At 67.2% G+C, this 15289-nt stretch carries 15 protein-coding genes and 2 pseudogenes; 11 read left to right on the forward strand and 6 right to left on the reverse strand.

Annotated elements, in window-relative coordinates; translation table 11 throughout:
- The first annotated feature begins 50 nt into the window (after positions 1 to 50).
- The 4 genes from ACFVDP_RS08070 (at position 51) to ACFVDP_RS08085 (ending at position 3075) form a co-directional block, all read left to right on the forward strand.
- Entirely contained in the window at positions 51 to 1067 is a 1017-nt protein-coding gene (locus tag ACFVDP_RS08070; protein WP_383485123.1) for a LacI family DNA-binding transcriptional regulator, read from the forward strand.
- 41 nt (positions 1068 to 1108) lie between these two features.
- Positions 1109 to 1279, forward strand: a complete 171-nt coding sequence (locus ACFVDP_RS08075; protein WP_383486040.1) for a LacI family DNA-binding transcriptional regulator — start codon at positions 1109 to 1111, stop codon at positions 1277 to 1279.
- A 215-nt stretch (positions 1280 to 1494) separates the two neighbouring features.
- Positions 1495 to 2118 carry a DUF6000 family protein gene (locus ACFVDP_RS08080; RefSeq protein ID WP_383485126.1) on the forward strand — a complete coding sequence of 208 codons (624 nt, stop codon included), beginning with the start codon at positions 1495 to 1497 and terminating at the stop codon, positions 2116 to 2118.
- A gap of 75 nt (positions 2119 to 2193) precedes the next feature.
- The gene (locus ACFVDP_RS08085; RefSeq protein WP_383485129.1) at positions 2194 to 3075 is read left to right on the forward strand and encodes a barstar family protein; all 882 of its coding nucleotides are present in this window, start codon (positions 2194 to 2196) and stop codon (positions 3073 to 3075) included.
- 107 nt (positions 3076 to 3182) lie between these two features.
- Here the strand turns inward: ACFVDP_RS08085 and ACFVDP_RS08090 are convergent, their stop codons facing one another.
- Positions 3183 to 3611: a DUF4265 domain-containing protein gene (locus tag ACFVDP_RS08090; RefSeq protein WP_383485132.1), complete on the reverse strand. Its 429-nt coding sequence runs from the start codon at positions 3609 to 3611 to the stop codon at positions 3183 to 3185.
- 291 nt (positions 3612 to 3902) lie between these two features.
- Between ACFVDP_RS08090 and ACFVDP_RS08095 the strand changes: the two genes are divergently transcribed.
- The gene (locus tag ACFVDP_RS08095) at positions 3903 to 4469 is read left to right on the forward strand and encodes a DUF4253 domain-containing protein (protein ID WP_383485134.1); all 567 of its coding nucleotides are present in this window, start codon (positions 3903 to 3905) and stop codon (positions 4467 to 4469) included.
- Between the two features lie 42 nt (positions 4470 to 4511).
- A complete protein-coding gene (locus tag ACFVDP_RS08100; protein WP_383485138.1) occupies positions 4512 to 5108 on the forward strand; it encodes an Imm21 family immunity protein in 597 nt (198 codons plus the stop codon).
- Positions 5109 to 5157: 49 nt separating this feature from the next.
- Here ACFVDP_RS08100 and ACFVDP_RS08105 read toward each other — a convergent pair.
- Both ACFVDP_RS08105 and ACFVDP_RS08110 read right to left on the reverse strand, forming a co-directional pair.
- Positions 5158 to 5340 (reverse strand): annotated as a pseudogene (locus ACFVDP_RS08105) (transposase); the annotation flags it as partial.
- A gap of 318 nt (positions 5341 to 5658) precedes the next feature.
- Entirely contained in the window at positions 5659 to 6483 is an 825-nt protein-coding gene (locus ACFVDP_RS08110; RefSeq protein WP_383485141.1) for an SDR family oxidoreductase, read from the reverse strand.
- A gap of 381 nt (positions 6484 to 6864) precedes the next feature.
- Between ACFVDP_RS08110 and ACFVDP_RS08115 the strand changes: the two genes are divergently transcribed.
- The gene (locus tag ACFVDP_RS08115) at positions 6865 to 7170 is read left to right on the forward strand and encodes a DUF5999 family protein (RefSeq protein ID WP_383485144.1); all 306 of its coding nucleotides are present in this window, start codon (positions 6865 to 6867) and stop codon (positions 7168 to 7170) included.
- Here ACFVDP_RS08115 and ACFVDP_RS08120 read toward each other — a convergent pair.
- Entirely contained in the window at positions 7167 to 7685 is a 519-nt protein-coding gene (locus tag ACFVDP_RS08120; RefSeq protein ID WP_383485147.1) for an AAA family ATPase, read from the reverse strand. The two genes, ACFVDP_RS08115 and ACFVDP_RS08120, sit on opposite strands and share 4 nt — an antisense overlap.
- 449 nt (positions 7686 to 8134) lie before the next feature.
- Here ACFVDP_RS08120 and ACFVDP_RS08125 point away from each other — a divergent pair, with 449 nt between their 5' ends.
- The 3 genes from ACFVDP_RS08125 to ACFVDP_RS08135 all read left to right on the forward strand — a co-directional run bounded on the left by ACFVDP_RS08125 (position 8135) and on the right by ACFVDP_RS08135 (position 12670).
- Positions 8135 to 8962, forward strand: coding sequence for a M55 family metallopeptidase (locus ACFVDP_RS08125; RefSeq protein ID WP_383485150.1), 828 nt, complete (start codon positions 8135 to 8137; stop codon positions 8960 to 8962).
- 1073 nt (positions 8963 to 10035) lie between these two features.
- Positions 10036 to 11316, forward strand: coding sequence for an amidohydrolase family protein (locus tag ACFVDP_RS08130; RefSeq protein WP_383485153.1), 1281 nt, complete (start codon positions 10036 to 10038; stop codon positions 11314 to 11316).
- Between the two features lie 55 nt (positions 11317 to 11371).
- On the forward strand, positions 11372 to 12670 hold the full coding sequence (locus ACFVDP_RS08135; protein ID WP_383485156.1) for an amidohydrolase: 1299 nt from the start codon (positions 11372 to 11374) through the stop codon (positions 12668 to 12670).
- Positions 12671 to 12702: 32 nt separating this feature from the next.
- Here ACFVDP_RS08135 and ACFVDP_RS08140 read toward each other — a convergent pair whose 3' ends face one another.
- A complete protein-coding gene (locus tag ACFVDP_RS08140; RefSeq protein WP_383485159.1) occupies positions 12703 to 13143 on the reverse strand; it encodes a response regulator transcription factor in 441 nt (146 codons plus the stop codon).
- Between the two features lie 57 nt (positions 13144 to 13200).
- Here ACFVDP_RS08140 and ACFVDP_RS08145 point away from each other — a divergent pair.
- Positions 13201 to 14099: pseudogene (locus ACFVDP_RS08145) on the forward strand (IS5 family transposase).
- A 14-nt stretch (positions 14100 to 14113) separates the two neighbouring features.
- Here ACFVDP_RS08145 and ACFVDP_RS08150 read toward each other — a convergent pair.
- Positions 14114 to 14629 (reverse strand): DinB family protein, encoded by a 516-nt coding sequence (locus ACFVDP_RS08150; protein WP_383485162.1) that lies wholly within the window; start codon positions 14627 to 14629, stop codon positions 14114 to 14116.
- Positions 14630 to 15289: the final 660 nt, after the last annotated feature.

Genomic DNA, 15289 nt, shown 5'->3' on the forward strand with positions numbered 1-15289 from the left:
GCCGAGTACTGGGGGCGCCTGAAATGCCGGGGTCAGAACACAAGAAGCGCGTGACCATCACGGACGTCGCACAGCACGCCGGGGTCTCGACCGCAGCCGTCTCCAAAGTGCTGCGCAACGCCTACGGAGTCAGCTCCTCCATGCAGACCAAGGTCCGCGCCTCCATGGAGGAGCTCAACTACCGCCCGCACGCCGCCGCCCGCGGCATGCGCGGCCGGACCTACACGATCGGCGTACTGCTCGACAACATCCGCAACAGCTTCTTCGCGGACATCCTCGACGGCATCCAGGGCCAGCTCGACAACAGCGAGTACACGGTGATGATCGGTGCCGCCGGCTTCGGCGCCGACGCTCAGGACAAGACCATCCGCGCGATGGTCGACCGGCAGATGGACGGCGTCATCCTGATCGCGCCCGGCACCAAACGCAGCGAAGTGCTGCACACGGCGCAGACCACACCCACCGTCGTGATCGGGCACCACGACCCCTCAGACGTCCACGACTCCGTAGCCGACGCCGACGCGGCAGGCGCCACACTCGTCGTGGACCACCTCGTCAGCCTCGGCCACCGCGACATCGCGCTGGTCTCCTCCCCCGGCACCCGCGCCAGCCAGTGGCACAACACCCCGGAGATCGAGCTGACCCGCGGATACACCGCGGCGATGGAGCGCAACGGACTAGCCGCGAAGACCCGCGTCTGCAAGGCCGCGTACTCCGACGAGGGCGGCTACAAAGCGGGCATCAGCCTGCTCGCCGGCGAGCACCGTCCCACCGCCATCATGGCCGGTGCCGATGTCGCCGCCCTCGGGGTATGGCGAGCAGCCCACGAGCTGGGCCTGCGGATCCCCGAGGACGTGTCCGTCGTCGGGTACAACAACACCGCCCTCGCCGCCCTCGCCACAGTGCAGCTCACCAGCGTCGACCAGGCCGGCCAGGACATGGGCTCCACGGCCGCACGCCTGCTCATCGAACGCGTCGAAGGCACGCGCGACCATGCGGTGCAGGCCACCATGACCCCCCGCCTGATCGTCCGCGCAAGCACGGCCGCGCCCGACAGACAACCCTGAGCGCCGGTGAGGAGCGAACAATGGCGAGGCGACACATAGGCATGGCCGACGTCGCCCAGGACGCAGGAGTCTCCCTGGGTACCGTCTCCAACGTCTTTTATCAGCCCGAGCGCGTCGCTCCGGACACACGCCGACGGGTTCAGAGCGCCACCGAGAGGCTCTCTGTACGGCCATACGGACAGATCATCCGTGTGGGCCCCAGCACACCGTAGGGCCCCAGCGATCAGCGGCTCGCCCCACGTCCAGAGGCGACCGCAAACGCCGCAATCCGTGAAGTCGCGGTCTTTCAACGCGTCAAAACAACATGACAATTGGCCCTCGTGGATCCGGTTGTTGCAGCCGTAGAGGGGCCTTGCCGCTGCTCTGGGTCGGCTCAGAGGTGGCGAACTCCAGCGCCCTGGAGGAGTCGGTCGGGCAGGATGCAGGGATGCGTACTGACCACGATCCGGAACTCGACGAACTACGCCGCCGCTACGTCGCTCTCGACCGGCGGTACCTGCGCCTGAACTACGGGATCTTTCGCCTGAGCGAGCGTGAACGCCATCGCCTTGCCGGTGAGTTGGCCCAGGCCGCGGACGCCATCACACCCCGCGAACTTGATCTCCTCCTCGACTGCGGGTGGCGTGAACGCAAGACCGCCGCCTGGCTGATCGCGATCGCCGACCGCACCGCCTTCCGGCACCGGTTGGGTGAACTCCTCCTGGCCAGCGAGGTCTGCTACGCCGGACATGCGTACTGCATCACCCTGGCAGCCTTTGGCACCTCGGCCGACGCCGAGCTGCTAGTTACCTACCTCGATCGCTACCTGGCCCGTCCCGATCTGGACTACGACCAGACCTCCGCCCTCGGCGCGTTGCTCCACCTCGACGCCACGCACGACACCGACCACGCAACCCGCCTCCTTGCGCCGGACGGACCCTGGCAGCAATGGGTGCAGGCGCAGCCCCATCGGCGTGAGCTGAAGCCCGCCGAGTACCAGGAGACCATGGCCCGGTACAGCTTGTTCGTTCGAGAATGCGCACGGCACCGCGCAGCAAGCGGAGAACGATGAGCCCTTTGTGCAGTGGCCAAGCTGCCGAGTGCCGACTGATCGAACGGCACGGCGAACGCCTCGTAGGCTGCCTACATGCCGACCGACAACAGTTCCGACAGCGTCGTCAAACACTGGGGTGAGTGCTCCGATGTGTACGACTTCCTGGAGCAAATCCGACTGCGCCCCGGGATGTGGCTGCCGGGCGGCTCACTCCAGCACCTGCAGTCCATCCTCACCGGCTACCGCGTGGGGCTCGCCGTGCATTGCGCCTCCGAGCCGTGCGCCGTCTGGCCCGAGGAAGACTTCGTCAACTGGCTCCACCAGCACTACGGGACATCCAGCTCCCTGACCTGGTCCGCCGAGATCGAGCGTCACGCACCGGCCGACAACACGCCGGTCGACGAGTTCTTCCGGCTGCTGGATCTTTTCCGGCGCGACACCGCCCGGACGCCGGCCCCTCATGACACGTCAGATCGGCTCCCCGGCATCGAGTACATGAGCAACACCTTCGTAACCCTCTTCTGGCGACGCAGCCTTCTCACCAAGGCTGTTCAGCATCTGGAGAACCGCGGCTTCCGCGTTGTCCACCTGGAAGCGCACGCGTGGGCGACGGAACGGGACATGCACCAAGCTGTCGCTGCGGCCCTGCAGTTCCCCGACTACTACGGCCACAACCTGGACGCCCTCAACGACTGCCTCGGAGACGTGGCCTGCTTCGGTCCCTACGACGAGACCGCCGAGGGCATCGGACTCGTGCTGTGCCTCACCGACTACGACCGCTTCGCCGCCGCATCCCCCAGCGCGGCCCAGATCGTGCTGGACATCATTGCCGACCAGGCGCGCAGGGCGGCTGTGGTGCAGCGTCGGTTCTTCGCCTTGGTCCACAGCAACGACCCTGACATCCGGTTCGAGCCCGTCGGGGCCATGCCCGTCATGTGGAACCGTGACGAATGGGCCGACTCCAGCCGTCGTTGAGAGCACAGCCTGGCTGCACGGGGTGGAGTGACTCCCGGCAGCGCTACTTGTCACGCGATCGTAGATCTCCGAGTGTCGGTGACGCGCCCCTCTTCCCAGTGCCACCATTACCTTGCCGCGCCATGCTCCACGAGCCTGCGTATCTGCCGAAGGTCGGCATCGGGCGGAACGTCCAGAGCGACCATGCCGAACTGCTCGATGCCCCCACCGGTCGTACCGAAGCGGTGAAAGACGTCCAGCACGCTCTGCCGGGCCGCAGTAGAGCCACCGTCCTTGAGAAGGATCAGCCGGATCGTGCAGTTCTGCGAGGCCCGAACCGTCTCTCCGGCCCAGCGGGCGCCGTCCTCGTCGATCGCCACGCGGATGATGTCGTCGCCGACGACTCCGCGTACGAACCACGGAGTGTTCTCCAACCGGACTGTCCCCTCACCCAGATCGACCGCCCACAGGCTCTCCTCGCTCGCCGGCGGCCAGCCGTCCTCATCCGCGTCCATCCGGAAGTGAACATTCACATGGTCATCAGTCACGTGCGTCACGGCATCATCATCCGCATTGTCAGACCCTCGAACTAGCCTCCGCTCATGACCCCTGAACTGCTCGCCTCTCTCGCTGTAACGCTCCCGGCGGGACGGATGATCACTTCCGATGAAGGGAGCGGTGCCGTGCAGCCGCTGTGGCTGAGCGACGCCCCAACCTCCGCCCGCCTGTGGACCCGACTGCTCGCCGAGCACAACACCTCAAGGCTGTGGCCACTCCTTCTTGATGCCCGTGACCCACACGACGCCGAATTCCGACCCTGGGCATCCGGCGAACTGTTCCCCGAGCTCATGACCTCACCCCACGCGCACAACCCGGCCGACCTCCTGGCACAGTGGTGGAGCACGTACACGGAGATCGACGAGGACGACGACCTGCTGACGCCGGACGAACGAATCGCCGTCACCGCACCGTTCACCCAGACCTGGTCGAACACAGTGCTCAGCCACGAACCCGTGGCGGGCGCCAACGAGATGGCCGTCGAGTACGCGCACGTCTTCGCCGACCAACACCCCCGAGCGCGCCTCGGGCTCGTCGCCGCCGCCTGCGGCGCGGACGCGCTCACCGCCGTCGGCTGGGACGGCCCCGCCAACTACGACAACGACACGGCCAAGTTCTCCGCCGTCGTCCGCGACTGGGAACGTCGCTTCGGCGCGCGTGTCGTAGCCGTCGGCGCCGACACCCTCCACCTCAGCGTCGCGGAACCCCCGACGAACATCCAGGACGCCCTCCAAGTCGCCGCCGAACACTTTGCGTTCTGCCCGGACAACATCTGGCAGGGCTTCCACCCCTGCACCCTGGCCGCCTACGCGGAACGCATCGTCGGCATGAACAGCTGGGACTTCTGGTGGGATTGATCTGATGTCGCTGTTGTCAGCGGCAGGAGGCAAACTGCCTTGATGAGGACCTCTTCATCGCATGAGCCGGATGCAGATGCCGCCCGACCACCTTTGACATGGGTAGAGTCGATGGGTGGGCCGTTGATTGCCGTGCCCGTCTCGATGCTGGACCACTGGGGCGGCAGCACTATGGAAGGCGGTCAGGCGGGGTCCGGAGCAGTCGTGGACGACTATGACCGGGCTTGCGAAATCGAAGACCTGGCAGCGTTGATCACAGTGGGAACCAGTGGTTCGCAGGCTTTGCTCCTCGCGGACGAACCCGCTTCCACGTGTTACCTGTCCGAACAGAGGACCTTCATTCGGTGGCTGGCCGCGGACTCGGAGTCAGCCCTTCTTTCCGCCGCCGAGGCCGCTCTTGCGGACCCCGCGACCAAGTGGGAGAACTGCGGCGTATGGGAAACCGAGGGTCCGGCGGTCCTTATGGACTCTGCCGAAGCCGGTGCGGACCTGAACGTTGAGTACCCCAACGGCGGAGGATTCCCTGCACATGCGCTCGTTCCGCTGCCAGCGGGTCGCTGGTCTGTCCGAGCCGCTCGCACCTGGGAAGGCCAGCTGACTGCGGTCTGCCTCATCCAGCTCATTTCGGCGGCCTCGTAGGGCGCGATCCGGTACTCGTGGTGATGGCGTGCGGGGCGGCGTATTGGCTAGCCCAGACGTGGGAGGAGTCGATCACCGCCCGCGACCAGTCCAGCTGGTTCGCCGACCGCAGCTTCTTCAGCAGCGTGACGTGCAGTTGGTCCCAGACGCCGGCCTCGTTCCAGGCGGCCAGGCGTCGCCAGCAAGTCATGCTCGAGCCGAAGCCCAACTCCTGAGGAAGGTGCTCCCATTGACGCCCTGCCTGCCCAGCGCTCTCCAGAGGCTGCGCCGGACTGGACCGCCGACCAGACTGTAGCTCTGATGGCGGCGCGCGATAAAGACACCCGTGGGAGTCAGATCACCGGCCGGCCGCAACGGGCAGGGTTCTCGCGCTCGCGGTCAGAAGGGTCGATACCAAGAGGTGCGTGCGGGTAGGTGGTGTGGTCCCGGATCAGTCGAGAACGATGGTCATCCTTACCGCGATCGATCCCACGTCCGTCGCCTCACCGGCGAAGGCCGCCTTTACGGGCGCCCTGGACCAGGACCAAACGCACACCCTGAAATCGTGCGCTCAGTCAGAGACCCATGCCGTGGTCAGCTCCTGTACCGCGGAGCCGTCAAGGTCCTTGAGCTTCGTACCGGCGAATGCACGCGCTCCCTGTGAGGTCAGCACCCGGAAAGGAGGCTGCTCGGCGGCCAGCAGAGCGACCAACTGCTCGGCGACATCCTGCGGTGCCTGCGCGTTGGCGAAGGCGTTGCGGGTGCGCGCGAGGTAGGCCAGCAGGGCCGGGGCATACGGTCCCGCCTTGTCCGTCAGATTTTCGTCGATACCCACGTTGCTGACGAACTCGCTTGCCACCGCGCCCGGCTCGACGACACTCACAGACACACCCGTGGTGGCTGCAACCGGTGCCAGAGACTCCATGAACCCTTCGACCGCGAACTTGGCCGCGCAATAGGCCTCGTTGAAGGGCTGACCGACCACTCCCCCAACACTGGTCACCGTCAACACGCGCCCCTTGCTCGCGCGCAGGAGCGGCAGGGCTGCCCGGGTGACGTGCAGCACGCCGAAGAAGTTGACTTCCATCACCGCACGAACGTCCTCGACGCTCTCCTGCTCCAGGGTGCCGACATGCCCTGCGCCTGCGTTATTGACCACAGCGTCGAGTTGATCGATGCCGGCCAGGCAGGCCTCGACGGAGGCTGGGTCGGTCACATCAAGGACTCGGACATCCAGGGAAACTCCCGCACCCCGGGCTGCCGCATCAAGGGCGCCGGCCTTCGCGGTGTCGCGCATGGTGGCGACTACGTGCCATCCACTGCGCGCGGCGGCGACAGCGGTGGCGAGACCGATCCCCGAGGACGTCCCGGTGATCAGAACTGTTTTGACGCTCATGTCAGTGCCATCCGTTCATGAAGTACGACACGTTGATCGTAAGCATGCGCCGTCGGCCCGGATACCGCTGCTCCGCCCGCGCTCGGGTAGCTGGCAGCCGGGCCAGCCCACTGTGTCGCTGCCTTCGTGCCCGGCCCTGTGGGGTTCGGTGGAGCTCGACTGGCGAATTACCCTCGCCGCTTCCGAACTGCTGACGAACGCGTACCAGCACCCCAGACCGAGCGCCGATTCAGTCCGGAACGACGGTCGTCATCGCTCGAACCCCCAACGGCATGCTCATCCGCGTCAGCTCTCCGAACCCCCAGCACCCGGTCTCCGCCATTGCAAGCGACACCGCCGAAGACACTCGGGGTACGGCCCTGGTCAAGGAGCACACGAGCGGTGACGGCTGCTCATCGACCACCCGCGGCACAGACGTCTGGGTCTCGATCCTGCACACCACCTGCCTTCCCACGCTCACCGAGAGGACAAGCATCAGGTGCCGGCACTCCCCCGTGCCCCACGGCCGAGGCTCCCGCCCGAGAGATCGCGCGAATCGCTGCGCACCACCCGGAACAGATATGGGGCCAGCCGTGCACCAGCGTGCCGGCCTCGACGTTGTGTCGATCCCTGACGCCTCTCAGAGCCTGTGAGCTGGTGGTTCGCCAGATGAACATGTCTAGTCGAGCGGTGGATCCGGTCGTTTAGCTGGGAACGCCGGCAGCGATCGTCTGCGCAACTTGGGCGGGCGAGCAGTGAGTGGTGTCGATGGTTTCGGCTTCTCGTTGCAGCCAGGGAAGGGCGTCCTGGTAGCGGGAAATGTGGTCCAGGCGCCACTGCCGAGCACCCGTTTCGACCGTGTCACTCTCGATGCGATGGGCCAGTGTGTCCGGATCGGTGTGGAGCACGAAATGCCGCACCGGAATGCCGGCCTTCGCCAACCCGGCGTGGATCTCTCCCCAGTACTGCTCGACCAGCACCGTTTGAGGGATGACGAGCACCCCGCCGACGAAGTCGAGCACCTGCGAAGCGGTCTCCACGACCAGACCACGCCACGGCGGCCATTCCTGGAAGTCCTTGACGGGAATCGAGTTGAGGACGTGTCGCAGCATGTAGCCGACGGTCTCGGAGTCGAAGACCCTCGCGTCTGGAAGGAGCTCGGCAAGCTCCTTCGAGGTAGTTGTCTTGCCGACGCCGAAGGTCCCGTTCAGCCAAACAATCATGCCGGTGACCCTATCCGCGGGGACGGAGCCGCTGTAGGGGTCCCGGACAGTACCGGCCGACGAATTATCCCGACCAGCACGACGCGCAAGTCGGCGGCGCTCAGCAGCCCGATTCGATGGCGCGACGGTCAGGGTGCGGAGACAGCGGATCTCCCCATGCGCGCGGTCTCCAGTATCCGGCTGAGGTCGACAACCTGGTCGCGAAGTTGCCCCGGAAACGTACGCGGCCTTCAGCCGATACGCCCTTCCCCCCTGCACACGCCTGAGTGGCTTCGTACGCGTTCAGCAGCAGCGTTTGTTCGCTGGTTGCGGCGGCATGTGGTGATCGACAAGCTCCTGGATGTTCACGAGAAACACCGTCAGGGCCTGGGGACGGCCTGGCCGACAAGGTCAGGTGTTCTGTCGTGCAGTGTCAGCCCGGCGTGCAGAAGACTTAGGCTCTCTGAGTTATGAGGATATTGATCTCTGTTGACATGGAGGGCATCTCGGGGATCGTGCATCCCACCGAGACAAACCCGGATCGCTACGACTACGAGCGCGGCCGAGCGCTTATGACGGCGGAGGCGAACGCCGTGATCGCCGGTGTTCTGGACGTCGAAGCCACGGCCGAGGTGCGGGTTGCCGATGCGCACGGCCCCTTCCGCAACCTGCTGCCCGAAGAGCTCGACCGCCGGGCGCACTTGGTCCGCGGCAAGCCGCGGCCCCTGGGCATGCTCGGCGGACTCGACGAACAGACCGACGCGGTTCTGCTGATCGGCTACCACGCCCGCGCCGGCGGCGGACCGGCCGTGCTGGCACACACCATGAACGACGGCATCCTCGACGTGCGCGTGGCCGGACGTTCCATGGGCGAGATCGGCCTCAACGCCGCCATGGCCGGACACCTGGACGTACCGGTTGTGCTGCTGAGCGGTGATGACAGCGCCTGCGCCGAACTGCAAGATCTGGTCCCCACCGCGGTCACCGTCGCGGTCAAGCAAGCCCTCGGGCAGGGCGCCGCCGTCGCCCTGCACCCCGAGGAAGCTCGGGAGCGGCTGCGCCATGCTGCCTCAGAAGCCATCACCCAGCGTGCGCAGGTCTCACCGCTGGCCCTTGCCGGACCGATTGACGTCGAGGTCGACCTTTCCGCGCCGTTCACGGTTGACCTGGCGACACTCGTGCCAGGTGTCTCACGCGGTGAAGGTGGCCGGACAGTCACCTTCACAGCCGCCGACTTCGCCGACGCCTATCGACTGGTCCTGCTACTCGCGCAGCTCGCCACCATCAAACCTGGCTAGAGCTGTGACCGCGTAGGTTCACCGGGGTGGCGGTCGTGGCGATTCAATGGGCGCTGACATCGTCACCTGCTCGTCTCCAAGGTGCAGACCGCGCACCGTCATCTGTGTGATACCAGGATCTGACGGGATCCACCGACAGGGGTACGACCGAGTAGGCCTGGAGCCGGACGTGTTGTGGAGCACGAGGCCTGGCTTCGACTTCATGGTGCCCGGACATCGCAGAGCAGCTCTGGCCACTCTGCTCGCTTTGGCCCTGTCAGCGCCGCTTTGGGGCGCCACACCGGCCGTCTCCGTCAAGTCCGCGTAGATCGCGCCCCGACCTCCTTACAGCAGCAGGTTAGAGCTGCCGTTCCCCACTGGCCCGTACCTCGTGGGCCGCCGCACCTTGCACTTCCTCCATTGCTGTCACGCTCACACCGTTCTAGACGGCGAGGCGGTCATCTGGCGCGACAGTCGCATCGGCTTCAGAGCCGTCCGCTTCCGCGCATCCTCCCCGGGCGGCGCTGCTCGACGTTCTCGACGGCACGCCGCCGCTCCACGCCGCGCCCGCAACCGAGGACCGCGACACCGCTCTCGTCTGGCTCGAGCAGCTCGAAGCGCAGGGCATCGAGGGCATCATCGTCAAACGGGGGGTGAGTCCGTACCGGGCGGCACGAAGCTGGCAGATGATCCGGCACAGGGAGACCGCCGACGCCGAGGTGCTCGGCTACGTCGGCCCCGCAGCCCGGCCGCGGCGCCTGGCCCTGCGCATCGCCGACGGGCGGATGTCGCTCTCGCAGGCGGTGTCGGCGCTCGCCGCGGGGCGTACCGCGGTGTCCGGGCCGGGCGCGCGTATGCGGGCGGACGATGGCGATCTCGCAGGACGAGGCGGACGTGCACGGCTGAGCCTGCTTCCAGGGGCGAACCTACCTACACGAAGCCGCATCGTTTTGTATACCGTCTGCCGAATCAGCCGCTCCCCACCTCCGCATCTCGCTCATTTATCCGACATAAGCGAAGGGAATCTTGTCCCCTCACTCCCCCTTGGTATACAAAACATGGGCCAGGCCCCCTCCTCCCCACAAGGAGCCCCCATGTGCGTCGAGCCCTCCGCGCCCCCGCCCAACCGACTGACCCGCCGCGGTGTGCTCGCCGCCTCCGCCGCCCTCGCCGGCACCGCGACCGCGCTCGGCGCCGCCTCGTCCACGAAGGCCGCGGCGGCCGCAGCAACACGTCCTGCTGCCCACGCCGGTGACCTGGTCATCGAAGGCGGCACCCTCCTCGATCCGGCGACCGGCGACGTCACCGAGGACGCTGTCGTCGTCATCCGCGAGGGAGTGGTTCGCGCCTCCGGCGCACGCGACGCCGTGGACGTTCCCGAAGGCGCCCCGCGCCTGGACGCGCAAGGCCAGTGGGTGCTGCCCGGTCTGGTCGACGCGCACATCCACCTCAACACCGCGGCCGAGGCTCAAGACGCCGTCCGCAAGGGCGCGACCAGCGCCCGCAGCGGATCGACGAACTTCTACCAGGACATCGCGGTAAGGGAGTTGGCCCGCCAGGCACCCGAACACGCGCCCCGCCTGCAGGCCGCCGGCATCTTCGTCACCCCCGACCTCGGCGACACGATCCTCGCCGACCCGGACCTCACCGCGCTCGCCCGCCTCAAAAATGGCGTGCGGTCCGCCGAGGCGCTGCGCCGCGTCGTCGAGGTGAACCTCGCGCGCGGAGCCGACGTCGTCAAGACCCGGGTCAACGAACGCGCGGGCCTGCCCGAGCAGGACCCGCTCGCTCAGGTGTACTCGTACGAGCAGCTCTCCGAAGTCGTGACGGCCGCCCGGCGCGGTGGCAAAGGCGTGCTCTGCCACAGCTACAGCGAGCGGGGCTGCCACGACGCGGTGACCGCCGGCATCCGCTCCCTCGAACATGGCGTCTTCGTCGCGGAACGCACGCTGCGCGAAATGCTGCGCAGGGGCACGTACTTCACCCCTACCCTCACCGCGATCGCCGGCCTCGCCACGTCCTCGGACCCGGTGCTCGCCGAACGCGGCCGCACCTACCTGCCAATCCTGAAGAAGGCCGTCCTGGCCGCCCACGAAATGGGCGTGCCCCTGGCAGCGGGCACCGACTCGTCGGGCGGCTCGGTGCACCCCATCGGCGGCGAGGTCGAACTGATGCACTCGGCCGGACTGTCCGCGCTGGACGCGATCCGCACAGCGACCACAGGGGCCGCGCGCCTACTCGGCCTCACCGGCACCGTTGGCCGGCTGACCCGCGGCCACGCGGGCGACGTCATCCTGCTCGCGGGTGATCCACTCAAGGATCCGGGGCTTCTCAAGTCCCCGACCCGCGTGGTCCGTTCGGGCCTCGCACTCTGAATGGCACGCCTTCACCGACGCACGCCGTATTCCCAGCCATCTCCAGGAGAACCTCATGACTCCCCCTCCCCTGTCCCGGCGCGGTGTCCTCACCGGCGGCGCCGCCTCGCTCGGTACCGCCTTCACTCCGACAGCGGCGCAGGCCGCGCAGACCACGCACCAGGAACACCGGCCCAAGAAGGCCGTGGTCTTCCGTGACGTACGCCCGTTCGCCGCGAAGGAGGCCGTCGACCTCACGGTGATAGACGGCCGGATCAGCGACGAACCGGCTCCGCGCGGCGCCAAGGTGATCGACGGCGGCGGCCGGATCGCCCTGCCCACTCTCGTCGACGCGCACATCCACCCCGACAAGACGACCTGGGGCAGCGACTGGATCACGCGCAAGCCGGCGAGCGGCATCGCCGACTACTGCGCGCAGGACGTCGAGGTGTTCCGCACCCAGCGCCGTCCGGTCGGCGAGCGCGCGTACGGCCTGATGGCGCACGCCGTGACGCGCGGCACGCGTGCGATGCGGGCCCACGCCGACGTGGCGCCCGCCTACGGCCTCGCCGGTGTCGAGGGTGTCGCCGAAGCGCGCGAACGGCTCACCGACGCACTCGACGTGCAGATCGTCGCCTTCCCGCAGCACGGTGTGATCCGTACGCCCGGCACGGCGAAGCTGCTCAAGGACGCGGCGCGCAGCGGTCTCATCGACATGGTCGGCGGCATCGACCCCATCAGCTTCGACCAGGCCATGGACGAACAGCTCGACCTGCTCTTCGACCTGGCCGACCGCTACGACGTCGGCGTCGACATCCACCTGCACGACCGCGACGAGAAAGGCACGAAGGTGCTGCGCGGCATTGTCGAGCGCACCCGCGCGCTGTCGCTGCGGGGCAAGGTGACAGTAAGTCACGTCTTCTGCCTGCCGTTCCTCGATGAGAAGGAACTGGACAGCATGGCAGGCGACTTGGCGGATCTGGACATCGCGCTGACGACGGTCGCGCCGAACGAGTCCCTGGTCCTGCCGATCACCAAACTGCAGGAGCACGGAGTACGGGTCGGCCTCGGCTCGGACGGGGTAAGGGACTCGTGGAGCCCGTTCGGCAACGCGGACATGCTGCACCGCGCGCACATCCTCGGCTGGATCACGGACGTGCGGCTCGATGCTGAACTCACCTCGTGCTACGAGGTCGGCGCACACGGCGGCGCCGACGTGCTGGGGCTGGACCGCGCGGACTTCAGCGCCGGCGCTCCGGCCGACTTCATGCTCGTACAGGGCGAGTGCGTGCCGCAGGTCGTGGTCGACATGCCTCGCCGTGACGTCGTCGTCCACGGCGGTCAGATCGTCGCGCGGGACGGCGAGTTGACGTAGCCGATCGGTACCCGGCCAATAGCCGTTTCGCCTCAACGCTCACCGTCGACCGCCCCAGCGACGCCGCGGAGAGGGTTCTCGCCGGCCTGCCTGCGGTTGGGGTCCTCGGCACCAGCACCTGCGCCTCGCTCCTCCCTTCCAGGAGCGAGGTGCTTCCCCGCACGATCCAGCGTGGACACACGCGCAGCCGCGCTGAACGTGGACCGCCGGGTTCGTCCTGCGGCGGCTCGCTCGGCCAGTCGGCACTGTCGTACCGCTCCGTCACCGGCGGCCTGTTCTGTCCCTGCCGGCAGCAGGCCGAGTTCTTGTGCGAGCAGAACCGTGGTGAGCCGATCGTGGGAGTCGAGCTTGCGGTAGATGTGCTTGCGATGCTTGAGCACCGTGTGCACGGAGATGCCCAGTCTGCGGGCAGTCGCCTGGGCCACGAGGCCCCGGGTGAGTAGGGCAAGTGCTGCCGTACCGACCTCGTGCATGGTCAGGGTCTGTCCGACGGATCTTGTCCGCCTCGGTTTCGGGTCGTTGGCATGGGCATCGGGCGGGGAGATCTAACGCATGTGGAGTGGGCCCGGCTGAAACTGCATCTGCCGAAGTCCGGGAAGCGAGGCAGCCGTTGGGTCAGCCACCGCAGGGTCATCAACGGCATCCTGTATCGGCTGCGCACCGGGGTGCCGTGGCGGGATCTGCCTGCGCGTTCCGGTCCGTGGAAGACCGTGTACGAGCAGCATCGACGCTGGTCGGCGGACGGCATGTGGGACAGGATCCTCACGGCCGTCCTGGACGACGCCGACGCGGAAGGCCGAATCGACTGGTCGATGATGAGCGTCGATTCGACCTCTTGCCGGGCCCACCAGCACGCCGCCGGGGCCCGTAAGTCGGCGCCGGTGCGGCCGGGAAAAGACGTACGCCCCGGCAGCACCGCCCCGACGAGGGACTCGGTCGAGGGACTCGGTCGCTCCTGGGGCGGCCTGACCTGCAAGATTGATCTCGCCGGCGAAGGGGGACGCCGCCCCCTGGCCTTGCTGATCGCGCCGGGTCAGTGGGGCGACGCCCCGCAGCTCATCCCGGTCATGGAACGCATCCGCGTCGGCCACCTCGGCGGCGGACACCCGCGCACCCGGCCCGACCACCTCGGCGGCAACAAGGTGTACTCCTCCCGCCGTAAGCGCCGCTACCTGCGCCGACGCCAGATCAAGCACACCATCCCCGAACCGAAGAACCAGCGGGCCAACCGCCAACATCGGGGCAGCAAAGGCGGCCGACCCGCTGGCTTCGACTAAACGATCTACAAGCGGAGGAACGAAGTTGAGCGAGCGATCAACGCCCTCAAGAACTTCCGGGCCGTGGCCACGAGGTTCGACAAACGCGACGCGCCTATGTCTTCCACGGCACTGTCACCCTCGCCTCGATCAGACTCTGGCTCCGCCCATGAATGCCAGGCAGAAGCTAGACGCCGGTCTGTCCGTCGACGAGTTCACGCAGGACGTCGAGGTGACCGTTGTGGCGGGAAATCTCTTCGATGAGGTGGAGGAGCACCCAGCGCAGGTCGACGTGGCGGCCGTCGCCGATAGGTCGTTCGGCCGTTGAGTTCAGGTCGCGGTCGGCCACCAGGCGGCGATAGCGGGCGCTCTGTTCCTCGTACTCGGCGAGAAGCTGGGGCATCGGGATGTCGACCGCTGTCCGCATCTCGGGGTCGGGGTCGTCGTCGGTCGCCGCCGTGAGCGGCCCCTCGGGCTCCTCGCCGAGAAACATCACCTGGACCCAGTGATGCTCGACCCATCGCAGGTGGCTGATCAGCCCGCACATCGTCATCAACGGTGAATGCGGGAGCGGTGCCTTGCGGGCATTCTCCTCGGACACGCCCTCACACTTGGCTCGCGCCGTGTCACGGGCGTAATCCAGGAAGGTGGCCAGCTGCGTACGTTCGTCCCACGTGGGGGGTGTATCAGTTCGTTGTGTCATCGCGGGTGAGGCTCCCACAGCTCGGAGGCGGTGTCGCGTGATTTAGAAGCCGCGCGATTTAGAACCGCGCGGGCAAGCGCGCAACCACCGCCTTACGCCAACACGGCCCGCAAGATCAGCCGGACAGACCCCAGCGACGAGGAGTCGCGAAGGGGGACTATGCAACGTCGCCCGGATTTCGTTTCGACATGGCGCCGGGAGTCGTCGCGGGCATCCCCGCGTGACCGATGTCCGCCACTCACCATCCAGACTGCACCAGGCCTCACTTGCACGGAAAGCTCGGATGGCTGATGAAGTGGCAGCCTGCACTTGCTCTGGCCGTCGGAATTCTCACGGCCCTGGACGCTTGGCTCAGCCCCCATGCAACTGGCAGGGCATCATGAAGTCACGCGATGACCTTGCGGCTCTCGCGATCCCCAGTGAGATCGCGGCTTCTACGGTGGACGTGCCCGCCCGCCTCGCGGAGATCCGGTTGGAGCATCGTGACAGAAACCTTCTCTGACCGACCAGAGCCGCACTCGGTCAGAACCTGGAAGAGGAGTTCGGCGCCGTGGGGGGGGGGGGGGTTTTCCGACCCCCCGTCGCGCCCCCCCAGACCTTTCCTTTTCCTCCCCCCGCACCCCGATTGGTAGGTTGCGGGTCTTTTTCAGGGGGGCTCTT

Source organism: Streptomyces sp. NPDC057694 (assembly GCF_042799415.1).
Taxonomy (GTDB): domain Bacteria; phylum Actinomycetota; class Actinomycetes; order Streptomycetales; family Streptomycetaceae; genus Streptomyces.

Excerpts from the sequence above, each read along its gene's own strand:
- ACFVDP_RS08075 (WP_383486040.1), top strand. The coding sequence starts at position 1,109 with ATGGCCGACGTCGCCCAGGACGCAGGAGTCTCCCTGGGTACCGTCTCC.
- ACFVDP_RS08080 (WP_383485126.1), top strand. The coding sequence starts at position 1,495 with ATGCGTACTGACCACGATCCGGAACTCGACGAACTACGCCGCCGCTAC.
- ACFVDP_RS08085 (WP_383485129.1), top strand. The coding sequence starts at position 2,194 with ATGCCGACCGACAACAGTTCCGACAGCGTCGTCAAACACTGGGGTGAG.
- ACFVDP_RS08095 (WP_383485134.1), top strand. The coding sequence starts at position 3,903 with ATGACCTCACCCCACGCGCACAACCCGGCCGACCTCCTGGCACAGTGG.
- ACFVDP_RS08100 (WP_383485138.1), top strand. The coding sequence starts at position 4,512 with ATGAGGACCTCTTCATCGCATGAGCCGGATGCAGATGCCGCCCGACCA.
- ACFVDP_RS08110 (WP_383485141.1), bottom strand. The coding sequence starts at position 6,483 with ATGAGCGTCAAAACAGTTCTGATCACCGGGACGTCCTCGGGGATCGGT.
- ACFVDP_RS08120 (WP_383485147.1), bottom strand. The coding sequence starts at position 7,685 with ATGATTGTTTGGCTGAACGGGACCTTCGGCGTCGGCAAGACAACTACC.
- ACFVDP_RS08125 (WP_383485150.1), top strand. The coding sequence starts at position 8,135 with ATGAGGATATTGATCTCTGTTGACATGGAGGGCATCTCGGGGATCGTG.
- ACFVDP_RS08130 (WP_383485153.1), top strand. The coding sequence starts at position 10,036 with ATGTGCGTCGAGCCCTCCGCGCCCCCGCCCAACCGACTGACCCGCCGC.
- ACFVDP_RS08135 (WP_383485156.1), top strand. The coding sequence starts at position 11,372 with ATGACTCCCCCTCCCCTGTCCCGGCGCGGTGTCCTCACCGGCGGCGCC.
- ACFVDP_RS08140 (WP_383485159.1), bottom strand. The coding sequence starts at position 13,143 with ATGCACGAGGTCGGTACGGCAGCACTTGCCCTACTCACCCGGGGCCTC.
- ACFVDP_RS08150 (WP_383485162.1), bottom strand. The coding sequence starts at position 14,629 with ATGACACAACGAACTGATACACCCCCCACGTGGGACGAACGTACGCAG.